16 protein-coding genes are annotated in these 15,232 nt (G+C 35.3%); 11 read left to right on the top strand and 5 right to left on the bottom strand.

Annotated features, from left to right (window positions below; all coding sequences use genetic code 11):
- The 7 genes from MUO15_RS22025 to MUO15_RS21350 all read left to right on the top strand — a co-directional run bounded on the left by MUO15_RS22025 (nucleotide 1) and on the right by MUO15_RS21350 (nucleotide 6,161).
- Nucleotides 1-627, top strand: coding sequence for a toprim domain-containing protein (locus tag MUO15_RS22025; RefSeq protein WP_318036240.1), 627 nt, complete (start codon nucleotides 1-3; stop codon nucleotides 625-627).
- On the top strand, nucleotides 594-2,177 hold the full coding sequence (locus MUO15_RS21325; protein WP_318036241.1) for a type IA DNA topoisomerase: 1,584 nt from the start codon (nucleotides 594-596) through the stop codon (nucleotides 2,175-2,177). Before MUO15_RS22025 ends, MUO15_RS21325 begins: the two co-directional genes overlap by 34 nt.
- 309 nt (nucleotides 2,178-2,486) lie before the next feature.
- Nucleotides 2,487-3,089, top strand: coding sequence for a hypothetical protein (locus MUO15_RS21330; RefSeq protein ID WP_245036201.1), 603 nt, complete (start codon nucleotides 2,487-2,489; stop codon nucleotides 3,087-3,089).
- The gene (locus MUO15_RS21335) at nucleotides 3,082-3,429 is read left to right on the top strand and encodes a hypothetical protein (RefSeq protein WP_245036203.1); all 348 of its coding nucleotides are present in this window, start codon (nucleotides 3,082-3,084) and stop codon (nucleotides 3,427-3,429) included. Before MUO15_RS21330 ends, MUO15_RS21335 begins: the two co-directional genes overlap by 8 nt.
- 236 nt (nucleotides 3,430-3,665) lie before the next feature.
- Entirely contained in the window at nucleotides 3,666-3,818 is a 153-nt protein-coding gene (locus MUO15_RS21340; RefSeq protein WP_245036205.1) for a recombinase family protein, read from the top strand.
- Nucleotides 3,819-4,166: 348 nt separating this feature from the next.
- Entirely contained in the window at nucleotides 4,167-4,958 is a 792-nt protein-coding gene (locus MUO15_RS21345) for a hypothetical protein (RefSeq protein WP_245036207.1), read from the top strand.
- An 18-nt stretch (nucleotides 4,959-4,976) separates the two neighbouring features.
- The gene (locus MUO15_RS21350; protein WP_245036209.1) at nucleotides 4,977-6,161 is read left to right on the top strand and encodes an AAA family ATPase; all 1,185 of its coding nucleotides are present in this window, start codon (nucleotides 4,977-4,979) and stop codon (nucleotides 6,159-6,161) included.
- Between the two features lie 104 nt (nucleotides 6,162-6,265).
- Here the strand turns inward: MUO15_RS21350 and MUO15_RS21355 are convergent, their stop codons facing one another.
- Both MUO15_RS21355 and MUO15_RS21360 read right to left on the bottom strand, forming a co-directional pair.
- Nucleotides 6,266-6,421 (bottom strand): hypothetical protein, encoded by a 156-nt coding sequence (locus tag MUO15_RS21355; protein ID WP_245036211.1) that lies wholly within the window; start codon nucleotides 6,419-6,421, stop codon nucleotides 6,266-6,268.
- 2 nt (nucleotides 6,422-6,423) lie between these two features.
- The gene (locus MUO15_RS21360) at nucleotides 6,424-7,440 is read right to left on the bottom strand and encodes a hypothetical protein (protein WP_245036212.1); all 1,017 of its coding nucleotides are present in this window, start codon (nucleotides 7,438-7,440) and stop codon (nucleotides 6,424-6,426) included.
- 212 nt (nucleotides 7,441-7,652) lie between these two features.
- On the opposite strand from MUO15_RS21360, the gene istA reads away from it, so the two are divergent.
- Together istA and istB are read left to right on the top strand one after the other, a co-directional pair.
- Nucleotides 7,653-9,152: an IS21 family transposase gene (gene istA / locus MUO15_RS21365; protein WP_245036213.1), complete on the top strand. Its 1,500-nt coding sequence runs from the start codon at nucleotides 7,653-7,655 to the stop codon at nucleotides 9,150-9,152.
- Complete coding sequence (istB, locus tag MUO15_RS21370; protein WP_245036214.1) at nucleotides 9,149-9,868, top strand: IS21-like element helper ATPase IstB; 720 nt, start codon at nucleotides 9,149-9,151, stop codon at nucleotides 9,866-9,868. The genes istA and istB overlap by 4 nt, the downstream gene beginning before the upstream one ends.
- 363 nt (nucleotides 9,869-10,231) lie before the next feature.
- Here the strand turns inward: istB and MUO15_RS21375 are convergent, their stop codons facing one another.
- Nucleotides 10,232-10,786 (bottom strand): recombinase family protein, encoded by a 555-nt coding sequence (locus MUO15_RS21375; protein WP_245036215.1) that lies wholly within the window; start codon nucleotides 10,784-10,786, stop codon nucleotides 10,232-10,234.
- 422 nt (nucleotides 10,787-11,208) lie between these two features.
- On the opposite strand from MUO15_RS21375, the gene MUO15_RS21380 reads away from it, so the two are divergent.
- Together MUO15_RS21380 and MUO15_RS21385 are read left to right on the top strand one after the other, a co-directional pair.
- A complete protein-coding gene (locus tag MUO15_RS21380) occupies nucleotides 11,209-11,820 on the top strand; it encodes a CadD family cadmium resistance transporter (RefSeq protein ID WP_305853293.1) in 612 nt (203 codons plus the stop codon).
- A gap of 165 nt (nucleotides 11,821-11,985) precedes the next feature.
- A complete protein-coding gene (locus tag MUO15_RS21385; RefSeq protein WP_245036217.1) occupies nucleotides 11,986-12,162 on the top strand; it encodes a hypothetical protein in 177 nt (58 codons plus the stop codon).
- Nucleotides 12,163-12,627: 465 nt separating this feature from the next.
- Here MUO15_RS21385 and MUO15_RS21390 read toward each other — a convergent pair whose 3' ends face one another.
- Together MUO15_RS21390 and MUO15_RS21395 are read right to left on the bottom strand one after the other, a co-directional pair.
- A complete protein-coding gene (locus tag MUO15_RS21390; protein ID WP_245036218.1) occupies nucleotides 12,628-13,791 on the bottom strand; it encodes a D-alanyl-D-alanine carboxypeptidase family protein in 1,164 nt (387 codons plus the stop codon).
- A gap of 560 nt (nucleotides 13,792-14,351) precedes the next feature.
- Entirely contained in the window at nucleotides 14,352-15,056 is a 705-nt protein-coding gene (locus tag MUO15_RS21395) for a ZIP family metal transporter (RefSeq protein WP_245036219.1), read from the bottom strand.
- Nucleotides 15,057-15,232 lie beyond the last annotated feature (176 nt).

The following is a 15,232-nucleotide window of genomic DNA, read 5'->3' on the forward strand; positions in this document are numbered from 1 at the left end:
ATGGGATCCGTATTAATTCTAGCAGAAAAACCGAGTCAGGCTACGGCTTATGCAAGTGCTTTCCAGAACACGAGCAAAAAAGACGGACATATAGAGGTTAATGATCGCCGTTATTTTAACGACAAAGCTGTTATTACATGGGGAATCGGTCATTTGGTTTCTTTAGTAATGCCTGGTGCTTACAAAAAGGAATGGGAAAGATGGAGTTTAGAACATCTTCCCATTCTTCCAGATCATTATAAATTTGAGGTGCCCAAAGATAAGAAAAAGCAATTTAATATTGTGAAGGGCTTACTACAGAAAGCAAGTGAAATTGTCGTGGCTACTGATGCCGGAAGGGAAGGTGAAAATATTGCTCGCAGTATTATTCGGAAAGCCGGAGCTGAAAATAAGCCTACAAAACGGTTATGGATTAATTCATTAGAAGTCGAGGAAATTCAAAAAGGGTTTGAGAACCTTCATTCAGGAAATAAGTATTTGTCTATCTATGAAGAAGCGCAAGCCCGTCAAATTGGGGATTGGCTCGTTGGGATGAACGCTTCCCCTTATATTCGCTGCTGTTGCAGAAAAAGGGGATTCGGGAAACGTTCAGTTTGGGAAGGGTTCAGACACCAACGTTGTATTTGATCTACACCCGACAACAAGAGATACATAATTTCAAGCCGGAACCGTTTTATGAACTCTTTGCAAATATCAAAGTTGAAAACGGTACATTTCAAGCAAAATATAAAGATCGTTTTGCCAAAAAAGATGACCTAACAAATTTCATGAAAGATCAAGGTTTACAATCCGAAGAAAACACCACGATTACTAAGCTCACCAAAGAATCAAAGAAAACCAAATCCCCTAAATTGCACAGTCTTTCCACCTTGCAGACAAAGGCAAATAAAAAGTGGAAATATAGTCCCACGGACGTATTGAAAATCATGCAAAACCTTTATGAAAAAAAGCTGTTAACGTATCCACGGACGGATTCTAATTATATTACTGAAAGTGAGTTCGCCTACCTCAAAAGTAATTTTTCAGCATATCAATCTGTTGCCGGAGTGTCATTTGATATGGCGTTCCCTGATCCCCAGAAGCGTTATGTCAATGGTTCAAAGGTACAGGAACATTTTTCCATAGTCCCGACGAAGACGATTCCCAAAGCGCAAACCATTGAAGGACTCAATGAAAAAGAAAGGAATATTTACTTTGAAGTTCTCCTTAATACATTGGCCATGTTTGCACCGGACTACCTTTATGAAGAGACAAAGGTTGAAGTTGATGTAAAAGGGGTCGTTTTCCATGCAAAAGGTAAGGTTGAGAAAGACAGGGGATGGAAAGCATTGTTTGCTAATGAACAAAGCAAGAAGACTGATCGAGAGCAGGAAACCAAATTACCATCGTTATCAGAAGGTGAGGGCGCACTGGTTTCACCTAAAATCAAGGATGGTATGACGCAGCCCCCAAAACCATACACGGAAGGTCAGCTCATCAATATGATGAAAACGTGCGGAAAAGCGATTGATGATAGTGACTCACAGCAAATCCTAAAAGATATTGAAGGGCTTGGAACGGAAGCAACCAGAGCGAACATCATTGAAACCTTGAAAAAACAGCAGTATATCAGCATTAAGAAAAATAAAGTAGAGGTCACAAAGAAAGGTGAAATCCTCTGTCAGTCGGTCGAAGGGACACTTTTATCAAAAGCTGAAATGACAGCCAAATGGGAGCAGTTTTTGCGGCTGATCGGTGAGGGGCAAAAAACGAAAGAGGGATTTTTAAAAAACATCGACAAATTCATCCATGAATTAATGAATAAAACGCCTGAATCGTTAGATTCAACAACTATTGAACAGAGAATTGAAGAATCGAAGCAAGAAATAAGTCTCGGGAAATGTCCGTCTTGCCAGAAAGGAAATGTAGTTGATAAACGAAAATTTTTCGGTTGCACGGAATATAAAAACGGCTGCCGTTTCACATTTCCGAAAAAGATAGCAAGCAAAAATATATCAGAAGCCAACGTTAAAAAGTTATTGGCTAAAGGGAAAACCAATCTCATCAAGGGATTTGCAAGCAAAAAGGGAAAGTCCTTTGATGCCTATCTCATATGGGAGGATGCAGCAGCCGGAAAAATCAAGTTTGAGTTTGATAATAAAAAGTCAGGACGAAAGAAAAAATATACAATTTCCTGATTGGAAGAGGTGATTATTTTGGAGTGGCAGAGGTGCCCCAGATGCAATAGTCGTAGAGTAGGTGAGCGCGGTTCCTTAGGTTGTTTTGGAACCATTTTCATAGTAGGCATATCTATTGGAATAGCATATATCTCAACATTTTATATATTCGATATTCTTAGCGTATTGATTTTTGCGGTAATACTAGCTGCTTTAATCTGGTTAAGAGACAAAATGTTTCTTCACCTTTATTGTAAGGACTGCGAACTGGTTTTTACGCCGTCAAATAAAGATGCATCATAAAATGTAAATAGAGAGGGATGAAAAATAGTGAGCATTTTGGGTTATGAAGTTAAATCTGTAAACCCAACAGAAAACAATTTTAGTTATCGACTTGGTCAATACGATTGTTATGCACTAAGGAAAGGGGTTTGTTCTTTATATTTAAGTGAAGAAGAAGCTCAAAAAGTAAAAGAAAAAGAGGGACATTGTATTGGTGAAAGCAATGTTATGTTTTGTAGGGATTTAGCAAAGAGCTTACTTAATAAAGATTACTTTAACACACCTCGCTTTCAAGAGGAAGTGATGTCAATTAAGATGCATATAAGGTCATGTGGGCATTATACGTTCACAGATGGACAACACAGGACATGCATTGCTAAACATCTAAATATCTCATCCATATTTGCTGAAGTGGAAAAAAGTGAATGGAGTCACGAATTCCAATGCCCAGCATGCTATCAAAAAGAAGAACAAGAGATAGAAAATAGAAAGTTAGTTAATAAGATTAAGAATATGGCAAAGAAGTTAATTAACAAAAGTACTAATGAGTTACCATCAGATATTATTGATGAGGATTATATGGAATTTAACAAGGAAACGCCAAAATGGACTTCACAATATATAAGTGAAAGGGATGGTAAGCATGACTAAGATAAATATGAATCATGAAGATAATTCGTACAAGGAGCTTTTAAATGATGTGAAATCAGAGTACCCTAATGATTCTAAGGAACAAATACAGGCTCTTAAAAGGCAACATAATTCACTTTATGAGTTAATGGGTAGCCTTGATGTTGCGGTAACAGAAATAAGAAAAAGAGATCTTGGAAATAGTATTAATCTTGGTAATCTAAATGTAGAAATGTTGTATCAAGCGCTGTTCACTTTATCATATCTCCTCCCAAACGATTTGCCGGATCATAAGTATAAAGAAGCTTTAAACAAGATTAATCCAGTTACTGAGGAAATCATTAAGAATAGACAAATATAGACAATGGTTATCAGCTATGAAATAAAGCCACGTTTTCAAATCGTGGCTTTATTTCTGTTCAATTAGAGTACACCCTGTACGCACAAAACAAAACCCTGTAATATCAAGGTATAAAATGTTCATTCAGGGTTGTTCAAACCAATTGAGGTGAAAGTAATGATATTTGGCTATGCACGAGTAAAGTCAAACGAGCAAAATTTAGATCGTCAGATTAAAGAATTAGAAGCTTTACGGGTGTGGAAGATATTGTTATTGAAAAAGAAAGTGAGGTTATGTCCAGGCCACAGTTTGAAAAACTATTGAAGCAAATACGCAAACATGATGTTGTGGTCTGTCATGATTTAACACGTTTTGGGCGATCACAGATTCATATTTTTACAAGTGATTAAAGAATTATGAGAGAAGCAAGCAGGTCTTGTGACTTTAAAAGAACGAATTGACACGAAGGGAGATAATCGATACAGCGATTTGATTGTTTCTATCTTTTCTGCAACGACAGAATTTTAAAGGAAAAAGAGAAGGGTACTTAATTTGGATTCTTAATGTTAAAATGATAGATGTTTTAATGAAGAGTCCTATAGAGGATAACCGAGCATTATAGTACCATAATGGAACAACAACTAGCGATACCCCAGTATTTTGAAGAAAAGGGTGATTACTTTACAACATGCTGTAACCTAGAAAACCCTATTTAAAAGGTATCTGCTGAAAAGGGACATACACACGGGGGGGTAATTATGAAATTAAATTTAGATCACTTCAGTGTTTTTTATCTCAATTTTGATAAGGTATTTGAAATAGCAATGTTGCTTGATAATAAGGTTCCTACTCAAGAAGACCAAAATGAGCAAAAAACACATACAACTAAACTCACTGCCAGGTTAAAAGCAATGCTATCTACTATTTTTACAGCTGAAGGCGAAGGATCCTACGAATTTTCAAAGGCCACTGGTCTAAACAAAACTGTAGAAATCAAAACCACGAATGCTGTTATCTTAAGAAGTTTAATTTCTGCAATAAAAGTAGTTGACGGAGACATAGATAAAGCTAATGAAGGCCAATTAGTTCTAATCAATGATATTGAATTATCTTTATCTAACGAAGAAGAGACACGACAAATGAAACTAGTCAAACAAGGAGTTTTAGATCGATTTACACATGAAGATATATCAATAGGGGAACTGATGAAAACAATAGGTGAAGATCATTCGTATTTAATCACTGCCAAGAAAAATAGTGAACAATATCTTTTTAAAATACCTTCAGAGGTGCAAAATGAGTTTGAAAATAATTACACAATCGACGACTTATTTGTCGGAAATGTTTCGCTTATAGGAATTTACAAAGGAAATAGAGAAATAAGGGACTTAAAGAGCACGTTTAGTTATTTGACTCAAAATGATACAAGTGTTGATGATGAGGAGATAGAAGAATCCAGTGAAAGTGAGTCCGGAGTAGAGAAGGATCATAATAACGAGATGTATAGATATCTGGATTTATTGGCAATTGTTCAAAGGCTTGAATTTTAGTCAGAAAGGACCTTAATTTTGAGTAAAGAAACTATTTACGTTTACAATAAAGATGAATATCAGAATTACATAAAAAGCAGGGAAGAAGATAGAATCCCTGTTTTGAGCTTAGCGAAATTTGGTATTGGTCTTGAAAAAACAGACGTTGACTTTGAATGTGATATTGATCTCACCAGTACTGTAACTGCACTTACTAATAAGAACTTTCAAACTATGAAGTATAACGTTGAGCAATTACTTTACCAAATTACGGAAAACCATGAGAATGTTCGTTTTTTGGTAGAATCAAAATACGAGCAAGTCGCCCTTCAAGAGCTTAGTCTGTTCTTCAGGTACCGTGAGTTCATTAATATGAATGAAAGTAAAGATTTAGATAAGGTTGAAGAAGAACAACCACTCTCTGAATCAATTAACAAAGTAATTGATTTAAATAAAACTAGACTTAAGAGCCTGTTTAAGACCATTGAAAAAGATTTGGTTGGTCATCATAAATTCAAAGACATTCTAAAAAGAGAAATCAGTATGTTTAAGTTTTTCAATACAAAAATAAATGATTTACCTATAATGTCAGTATTTTTACTTGGTCCATCGGGAGTAGGTAAGACTGAGATTGCACGTATCTTGCATGGGTTTCTTGATGGTAATAATCCGTTAGCGAAAATTAACTTTGCTAACTACAAAAGTGAAAGTTCATTAGCAAGCTTAATTGGTAGTCCTCCAGGATATGTGAACAGTGAAGCTGAAAGTGACCTAGTACAAAAGATAAGTAAAAGTAATGCAGGGGTGCTTTTAGTAGATGAATTTGAAAAAGCTGATCCTGCAGCTCACAACTTTTTCCTTCAACTGTTAGAGGAAGGTAAATTTGACGATGCGATGGGACGTGTTCACGATCTAAATGGCTACATTATTATATTTACCTCAAATTTAGATAAACAAAATTACAAGGAGAAAATCCCTCCAGAATTACGGTCTAGATTTAATGTAGTGAACCGATTTAATGCTTTATATTTTGAAGAGAAAAAAGAATTTGCTACAAACATTTTAGAGTCTTATATAAGGAAGAGTGGCAAAAGAATGACCAATAGTGACAGAGAAGAAATTCTTGCTAAAATAGACTTTAAAGGTGAAGATAATCTTAGAAATATACAAAAAAATATTAGGGTTGCATTTTACCTTTGTCTTAAGGATAAAGGTAAAATATAAATTAACTCTCTAATCTATGTTTTTAAAGGAATTAATAAACGGGGTTTAAAGAGATACAAAAAGATCATACATATTAGTCAAGACTAACATGTATGATCTCCTCTTTATCTAACTACTAAGGTTGAATTTTCTTTTCTGCTTTGGTGACTTTTATAATAATAAGGATCTTGGGGAGTTTTTCCATTTTCCTTTACTGTGATTCCATTCTCTTCTAAATAATCAAGAACGGATTTTAAAAGGACGTTTTCTTTTTCTGCCACTTTTATGTCCTCCTTACACCATCTTTATTATTATTATATTCTACTTCAATGGATTGTTCAATCTCCAAAAGCCTAATAAAGGAGTCCATTAATGACTTGTCGTTTACATTTTCGTTATTATCTACAGTTATTACAAAAATGCTTGGTTTACCTCTCATAAGGACCTTTCGAGTAACATATAATCTTTTTTCTTTATCAGGTACACCATTTTTTTTCTTATAGTTAAAGGAATAAAACTCGCCATCGTCTAAAATACCTCTCAAAATCCCTGTTTTAGCCTTCTCAAATAAATCTTGCGTTTTACCTTCATTACCTTTTTCAAGAAGGTCTACATCTCTAACCTTTGAATTGTCTACTCGTTGTAGAAACTCATCTATAAGTCCACCTGCTAAAACAAGAAGTGCAAATTTTATTACATCATTTTTGTTGTATTCAATATCCTTTCCCGACAATTCCTTTCTTATTTCAGTAAAAAATTGGATTAAAGGTTTTTTGTCCTCTAATTGGTTATATGTAGCGTGGAACATATATCGCGCAGTGTTAAATTTATCTAATGTATGTTTTGGAATGTGATAATAGTTCTGGAGTATTGTATTGTGATCTTTATTTTCCATTACTAAGCCTAAGGAATGATTAATTTTTATAGTTACATCTGTATCTCCTGATCCATCTTGGAAATAATAATCGTAAAGCTCAACTGCTACTACATTCGAATTGTTCATTATGAACTTTTCGAAAACTTTTAAAACATTTTCATTATGAGCATGTACATTTATTTTGGTCATTTCTTTCCATAGAGATTTTGCGTGATCTTTTAGGTTTTCACGCTGCTCAGTATTTTCATCTTTTAACCTCCTTATTTCTCTTTCTTTATCATTAATTTTTTCTTTGTTGTGGTGCGTAATAAAATAAGCTACCCCAAAGCCTACATAAACAAGAATAAAAAGGTACCCTTTTTTTAATTTGAAGGATTCGGTCATCACACTATCAACGCTCATAACTGTAAATATAAAGGCCATTAAAGGTCCAACTATAAAAAAACATATCCAGATAATAACGGTCAGAACCTTACCTAAATTTGTTTATGGCATTCTAGAAATGTAGGTAATGGCAGTCAGTTTATGTAGGTGTTCTTCGAACATGAAGACATAAAAAATCCACTTGCCAACCTCTCCCAATAACTTTAAACTCCTCGTTGGACCAACAACGTTCAGCAGGAGGTAATTAGGAGATGTTACAAGTGGAACAGATCGATTATATCAGATTGGAAGCTAATCAAAAAGGTTGTACATATTCAGGTGTAGCCAGTCGTATGAATTTAGATCCTAGAACTGTAAAAAAGTATGCGGATCAAGAAAAGTTTGAGCAACGCGGTAAGGTTGTACGGCCTTCACCTATCATGGACCCTGTTAAACCAATAGTAGATAAGTGGATTAAAGAGGATCTGAAAAAGAAAAAGAAAAATCATCGAACAGCAAAACGAATGTACCAACAATTAGTAAAGAATCATAGCTTCAAGGGATCAGCGCGCACTGTGCGAGATTACGTATCTAAGAGAAAAAGAGAATTGAAAGAATATATCGAGGAATCCTCTTTGCCATTGGATTCCACACCAGGAACAGCTCAAGTGGATTTTGGTACGGCTCCTTTCGAATACAATAACGTAGTGATCGATCTTCCGTATTTAGTTATGTCGTTCCCTTTCAGCAACTGTTTCTACTTTCAAGTATTTCCTTCGGAAAACACAGAATGTTTATTAGAAGGGTTGCAGCGCATGTTTCATTACATGGGTGGTGTCCCTCGTACGATACGCTTTGATAACCTTTCTCCGGCGGTAAAGAAAATTGGTGCAAAAGGAGAGCGCGAGCTCACCGAGACATTTGAGCGTTTTGTCTTACATTACGGATTCCAGTATGAATTCTGTAACCCTGGAAAAGGAAATGAAAAAGGGCATGTGGAAGCGATGGTGAAATATGTGCGAAACAATTTCCTACTTCCTGAATGCTTTATTACTGATTTAGACCATTTCAATGAAGCACAATGGCAATTAGCAGAAGAAGATCGTGATAGGCTCCATTACGACAAGAATGTTCTTCAATCTGTTTTGTTTTCGGAGGATGAAGAAGAATGGCTTATTCTCCCTGAAAAGAAATTCGAGTGTGCTCGTAGAGAGGAAGTAACAGCTGATAAGACTGGTATGGTTACAGTTGATAAAAAACTATATTCAACTTCTCCACGCTTTGCGAAGGAAAAAGTACGTGTGCAAATTAGTTACAACGAAATTATGATTCTTAATGATCATAATGAAATCATCGTTAAACACAGTCGTTTATATGGTGCCAAGAGAAAATCAATGGTTTGGCAGCCGTATCTACATTTACTTTCGCGACGACCAAGAGCTATAAAATATACCAACTTATATGAGCAATTTCCACCGATATGGACGGACTATCTCATGAACTGTACAGAAGAAGAACAAAAAGAAGCCTTACGGCTTTTGGGAACTCTATTAAAGAATAATGATTTCAGTCTACTAAATAAGGCGTTAAAACAAGCATCATCGCATGGTCACCCTAGTTCAGATCATATTAAACATTGTTTTTATACATTGCGAAAAGACAATCGCCTCTATCAAGAGGTGGAACCTAAGGTTAAAGTTCCACCCGTTCCGGAAGCTACCAGAGGACTCTCTCATTATGACGCTTTCTTTAAACAGGAGGTGACAACATGAGGGAACAAATTGAACAGCACGCGAAACGTTTGAAACTCAGTTGGATTCGCGAACACTATCACCAAATTGAGGCCGATACCCATGAAGAATATTTACTCAAGCTTTTTGAAAAAGAAGTTGAGAATCGGGAAGAGCGTAAAGTACAACTATTATTGAGTCAAGCCCAGCTCCCTAAAACAAGCAACCACCCTTATGTTTGGGACCATATTCAAATCCCTCAAGGGATTGATCGAGATACTATATTAAATGGAGAATTCATCAAAGAGAAGGAAAATATGATTTTTTATGGTGGAGTGGGAACCGGTAAAACCTACTTGGCAACGTTGGTTGGTCTGAATGCCATACACAGGTTTGGCAGTAAAGTGAAGTTCTATACTGTGGCATCGTTAGTGAACCAGCTCATTGAAGCCAATCAAAAAGAAACGCTACCTAAGCTTTTAAAGCAATTGAAAAAGCTAGATCTCCTCATCTTAGATGAGTTGGGTTACATTCCCTTGAACAAAGAAGGAGCAGAGCTCCTGTTTCAAGTTATATCAATGTGTTACGAGACAAAGAGCCTTATCATTACAACGAACTTACAGTTTGGCCAGTGGAATCACGTTTTCGGTGACCCTATATTAACAGAGGCGGTCATTGATCGCCTTATCCATCACTCTCACTTAACCGTATTTACGGGCGAGAGTTTCAGGTACAAGGAGTCTTTATTACATCAGTAAAATTGAGGTGGCGAGTGGCATGCATTTTCGAATGCCATTTCATACATATTTCGCTTGCCAAATACACCTAAATTAGCATCTGATATTTTGTTTAACAATGTTTTAAACATTGGCTTCCCCCTAATAATAATTTGCAAGAGCAAAAAAGTACCATCTGTAGTTTAAATAATTTAAGTATTTTGTTTTGATGCTTAGTGGGTGAGGATTTAAAGTATTATACACGAGATGGGATCTAATTTTTAGAAAAAATGTATTTAACGTTGTAATTCCGCATTTTCTGACGCTCCCCCTATTTTGGCTAACTGCTTTTGAACTATATAGTAGGAGAAAGGAAGAACTCTTTTTCGAGGAAATTATTGAGAGTTAACGGTTACTTAAATATCTATAAAAAGTAGCCCTGCTAATGTCAGCTGCATTCAGTATCTCCTCTATACTATACTCTTTACTATCATACATGCGAAAGGCCATATCCAGCTTGGATTTGTCTTTTTTTGGTCGACCACCTTTTCTTCCCCGAGTTCGAGCAGCATCCAATCCGGATTTTGTTCTTTCAGATATAATGTCGCGTTCAAATTGAGCCAGACCACTGAAGATTGTAAAAACAAGTTTCCCCATCGCTGTTGTTGTATCAATGTTTTCGTTTATGGAAACAAAGTTAATGTCCTTGTCCTGGAAGTCATTAATGAGATCCACCAAGTGTTTTGTACTACGGCCAATACGATCGAGTTTATAAACGACCACTGTATCTCCTTCGCGTAGATACTTCATCATTTCCATGAATGCTGGCCGATCTTCTTTTGTTCCGGTGATTTTTTCTGAATAGATATTTTTCTCTTCTACGCCATATTTCTTTAACGCGTCAAATTGCATATGTAAATTTTGATCTTTTGTACTGACCCGGGCATACCCAAATAACATATTTTGTAACTCCTTTTGAAATTCGTTACTTATATATTATCAAAAAGGATATTCAGTGTATATATTGATATTTTGTTTTTGATACGACTTTTGAAACTAGAATATCAAGGATAAATTAATAAATTTTCTTCTTCGTATTTCTGTATCAAAAACGAACGTTATTGATACTAAGATACCTTTATAAATAAAAAGGTATCTTCTACAAACAGACCATATTGTGGAGTAACGCATTGCGAGATTATGGGGTTTTAACATAATTACTATTAAATTATATGGCAGGATAGTAGAAGACATCGAGATAATATCCTTTATTTGTAAACAATTTGCCTTTAGAATTTAAATAAATCAATGAATTAAGTATATTTTCTTTCTAATTGAATCAAGTTAAATATATTCAATTAGAACTTTGATTGAGGTGTGTTATGGTTCAAACAATTGTCACAGCAGTTATAATATATGGAGCGACTGCGTTAGATTTATTCGTTTTATTATTAATCTTTTTTGCGAGAGCCAAGACTCGAGAGCAATATAGAGATATTTATATAGGCCAGTATTTAGGTTCATTTGTTTTGATTGGTATTAGCTTGTTCTTAGCATATGTCTTAAATTTTGTTCCCGAAAAATGGGTTCTGGGACTGCTTGGATTGATTCCTATTTATTTTGGCTTGAAAGTTGCAATTTTTGGAGATTCTGATGAAGAAATAGTAGAAGAACAATTAGAAAAAAGAGGATTAAGTAAATTAGTAAAAACTGTTTCATTGGTAGTAATAGGAAGTTGTGGCGCTGATAATATAGGATTGTTTGTTCCGTATTTTATAACTTTGAACAGTAGGGAACTACTAATAACTTTAATTGTATTTATCCTTTTAATTTATTTATTAGTACTCACAGCACAAAAGCTTTTAAACATTGGAGGTATCGAAGAAGTAGTTGAAAAATACAGCAGATGGGCTATGGCAATAATTTATATTGGTTTAGGTGTGTTTATTATTTTCGAAAACAAAACAATACAAACCATAGTTTCTTTTTTCTAAAGAAATTAGGTCTTCAGGAAAGACTAGCTTATTCTAATCTGGTCTTTTTTACTTTTTCGACTTATCATTACATGGGTGTTTTTGGACGTATCTTCGATTAAATTCAATAAATTAAAGGTATATTTTTATATAAACTAGAAATTAGCTACTCAAGGGGGGATATGTATGCCTGAAAAGTTGTTTGCCCAATGTGAGCATTGTCATCACTTGTTTTTATCCAAATCTGTTCAAATGGATAAACAGACCTTCCAAAATTCAGCTATGGAAAACAATAACGAACCTTGCCCCATTTGCCTAGAGACTACAAAGGTTGACAAAAGTAATTTGAAATTTCATAAATAGGTTCGCGCGAAATAACACTTCCTAGCTGTAAATCGTCGTAATAAATAATGCTACGACTTATTGCTGAAATATCCAGTTTAATCTTATTATGAATCTCGAATGAGGGCCATAGATTCTTTCTAATTTAGGGTTGTAAGCGTGAGTCAAAGATGTTGGCGAGACCCGAATAGTTAGATGCAATAGGAGTTGTAACCCCTTTATAGATTTTTCATGGCTTTTTCGATCTAACCCCAAAGATTCGATCGAAAAAGCCTTTTTTGTGCCCCCTATCATGATGAGGAAGGTTTAATTTTCTTTGGTGGGGACGTATAGTACGAGGTTTGAAGTAAGTCCTGGGCTTGGACTTTTTCGAACCGCAGTACTGGATGATTTTTACTTTAATCAAACTCTATTGGAAACCCTTGGCATGCAAGGGTTCATTTATCGTTACCAAGCATACCAATATTTATTAAAATCGATAAGTGATTAGAACGAAAGAGTATTCAATAACAACGGGGTGTGCAATGTCTTACCAAGGAAAGATACTACCCTTGGGAGGTTTCCGAGAACTACCCCTACCGCATCAACGTTCTTAGATGCTGAATCTTGTTCCTTCATTACCTTTTCTTTTTTAGGTTCAACCTTATCCAATTTAAGGGATGTTAGGACTGAACCATTTTTTTGATCAATAACCTTTAACTTTCCATTTTTTACTTCTTTAGTTACCTTTCTATTTAAGGGTTTTGTAAAGGATAGTTTTTCGGGGACCTTATACTTTACGCCATCAACTATAAACGTGGTTCCTTCGGAGATAGTAGAAGTTTGAAAACTTCTGAATCCATAGTCTAGTAGTTTTGTAGTGTCTTTATAAGCCCCTCTTTGGAAATTGCTATTTAAGGTGATCACTATTAAGCTTATGTTTTCTCTTTCTGCTGTAGTTGCCAATGTAAATCCTGATTGGTTAACAAATCCTGTCTTTCCACCAGTTACTCCTTTATATGGATTTTGCCTCATTAACTTATGATGAGTATAAAGAGTAGTATCCCAAGATTCGCCGTTCCATTTTAGTTTCTTTGTGCCAAATATTTCTCTAAACACTTCATTCTTCATTGCATACTGTGTAATTTTAGCTAAATCCTCCGCAGTAGTTACATGTTGAGCATCAAAAAGACCGTGTGGATTTACAAAATTGGTATTTTTAACGCCAACGACGTTCTTCAAATACTGGTTGATCTCAGTGGAGAAACGCTCTACACTCCCACTCAAATGTTCCGCAATCGCAACACCCGCATCATTACCGGAATTAATCAGCAGCCCTTGAAGCAACTTTTTTAGGGTAACTTGTTCCCCTTCCTCCAAATAGACTTTTGTTCCAACCGTGTTTCTTGCATTTTCACTAACGGTGACAACGTCATCTAAATTACCCGTTTCTATCGCATAGATAGCTGTTGCAATTTTGGTTAGACTAGCCGGATACATTTTTTTACTGGCATTTTTTTCGTAGAGCACTTCGCCCGTCTCTGAGTCTATCATGATAGCAGCTTCGCTCATTAAATTTGATTGGAATTTATCTGATGCACCAAAAGCTGTTGAGACAATTGATACATTCATAATAACCATCATGGCTACAATTAATGTGATTCTTTTCATGTTGATACCCCTGTCCAAAGTTTTTTCTGTACCACAAAGTCACTGAATTAGATAAAAATGCTAGTTTCAAATGTATCAAGCTTTGTGGTTGCTCAAAAAGCATTAAAGGTGCTAGATTACATAATATCACTAACTTATAAGTAGAGTGTATTGATTAAATGCTTGTAATGAATACTTAAAATCATTAACCCTTTTGTAATAAAACTGGTGAATGTTTCCACTCTCATGATGGTCACTTTGTTTTTCCTCTAAACAACTTACACATGGTCCCAATGCGTTAAGGGATAAGATGAGTAGGGATGACCATATAATATGGAAGTTTCTAGCGTTATTAATGGTTTTCCCTTAGGTAGTTGAATCAGTCGCATAAAAAACAGGCTGTTGAGATGATCCCAACAGCCTGTGAGGTAAGTAGTTTTTAATTATTGGTCCTAAGTAGCAATTGTTTAGTATCGTTAGAGACATATATTTTTTTATTTTAGATCCATAAAGTGAGATGGTAAGGGTAAGTTCTTTTATTTCTTTTTCTCGAATGTTTTCTTTTAAAGAGGTTATTTTGCTCAGCTTAATGTTAAATATAAATAGATACCCCCAACTCCTACCATACCCACAATAAGGCTATACATCCAGGAAGATTGTTTTATAGACTCTTTAAAAATTTCCTGTATGGCAACCATGAGAATAATGGAAATCGTTATATTTACAATGAAGGCTAACAAAAAAGGGAAACTAATATCGATAAATTGCCCCAATAGAGATCCTATGATGATGGGGAGTGTAACAACCATTGTACACAACATCCAGGTTAGAATCCCAAACCCCGATAAAAATAAGGGTGTGAATATGATAATCCCCTCGGGAATGTTATGTAAAAGGAGAGTTAGCACCATGGCACCAGCTAACTCTGAACCTATATTTGAACCAAGTACAAATCCCATTGGAAAGTTATGAACAGAAATACTAATGGTTAAGATAATACCTGTTCGAACAAAGATATCTTTTTGAGGGCTTCGGGTAATGATTGTAACCTTATCTAAAGAGTGATGAATACACCGAAAAAGAGTGATGCCAGCAATGGCCCCTACAAAAAATACTCCCCATCCCCCCAGGCGGAGACTTTCAGGAATCATTTCAAAAGCTAACAATCCAATGATAAGGCCCGTGCATAAAGCGTATATAAAGCTTTGTTGAACTCCTTTAAAAATCCAAGCAAAAATTCCGCCGATTCCTATTCCTAATCCAGAGGCAAAAGCCCCATAATCCATGCAGTTCCCATTCTATCTCTCCATAGTTGTTTTGACATTAATCAGAAGCGTAAAATGAATGTATCCCCCTAATAACTTATTTATGTTTGACGTTGATTTATCATGCGTGTAATATGTTCATATGTTAATATATACATATGTAGAGGGGATAACTTCAGAAAGGGAGAGATATTGCT

Source organism: Halobacillus amylolyticus, assembly GCF_022921115.1.
Taxonomy (GTDB): domain Bacteria; phylum Bacillota; class Bacilli; order Bacillales; family Halobacillaceae; genus Halobacillus_A; species Halobacillus_A amylolyticus.

Coding starts and splice junctions, on each gene's coding strand:
- MUO15_RS21395 (WP_245036219.1), bottom strand. CDS start 15,056: ATGGATTATGGGGCTTTTGCCTCTGGATTAGGAATAGGAATCGGCGGA.
- MUO15_RS21335 (WP_245036203.1), top strand. CDS start 3,082: ATGACTAAGATAAATATGAATCATGAAGATAATTCGTACAAGGAGCTT.
- MUO15_RS21385 (WP_245036217.1), top strand. CDS start 11,986: ATGCCTGAAAAGTTGTTTGCCCAATGTGAGCATTGTCATCACTTGTTT.
- istB (WP_245036214.1), top strand. CDS start 9,149: ATGAGGGAACAAATTGAACAGCACGCGAAACGTTTGAAACTCAGTTGG.
- istA (WP_245036213.1), top strand. CDS start 7,653: ATGTTACAAGTGGAACAGATCGATTATATCAGATTGGAAGCTAATCAA.
- MUO15_RS22025 (WP_318036240.1), top strand. CDS start 1: ATGGGATCCGTATTAATTCTAGCAGAAAAACCGAGTCAGGCTACGGCT.
- MUO15_RS21390 (WP_245036218.1), bottom strand. CDS start 13,791: ATGAAAAGAATCACATTAATTGTAGCCATGATGGTTATTATGAATGTA.
- MUO15_RS21345 (WP_245036207.1), top strand. CDS start 4,167: ATGAAATTAAATTTAGATCACTTCAGTGTTTTTTATCTCAATTTTGAT.
- MUO15_RS21375 (WP_245036215.1), bottom strand. CDS start 10,786: ATGTTATTTGGGTATGCCCGGGTCAGTACAAAAGATCAAAATTTACAT.
- MUO15_RS21360 (WP_245036212.1), bottom strand. CDS start 7,440: ATGGCCTTTATATTTACAGTTATGAGCGTTGATAGTGTGATGACCGAA.
- MUO15_RS21380 (WP_305853293.1), top strand. CDS start 11,209: ATGGTTCAAACAATTGTCACAGCAGTTATAATATATGGAGCGACTGCG.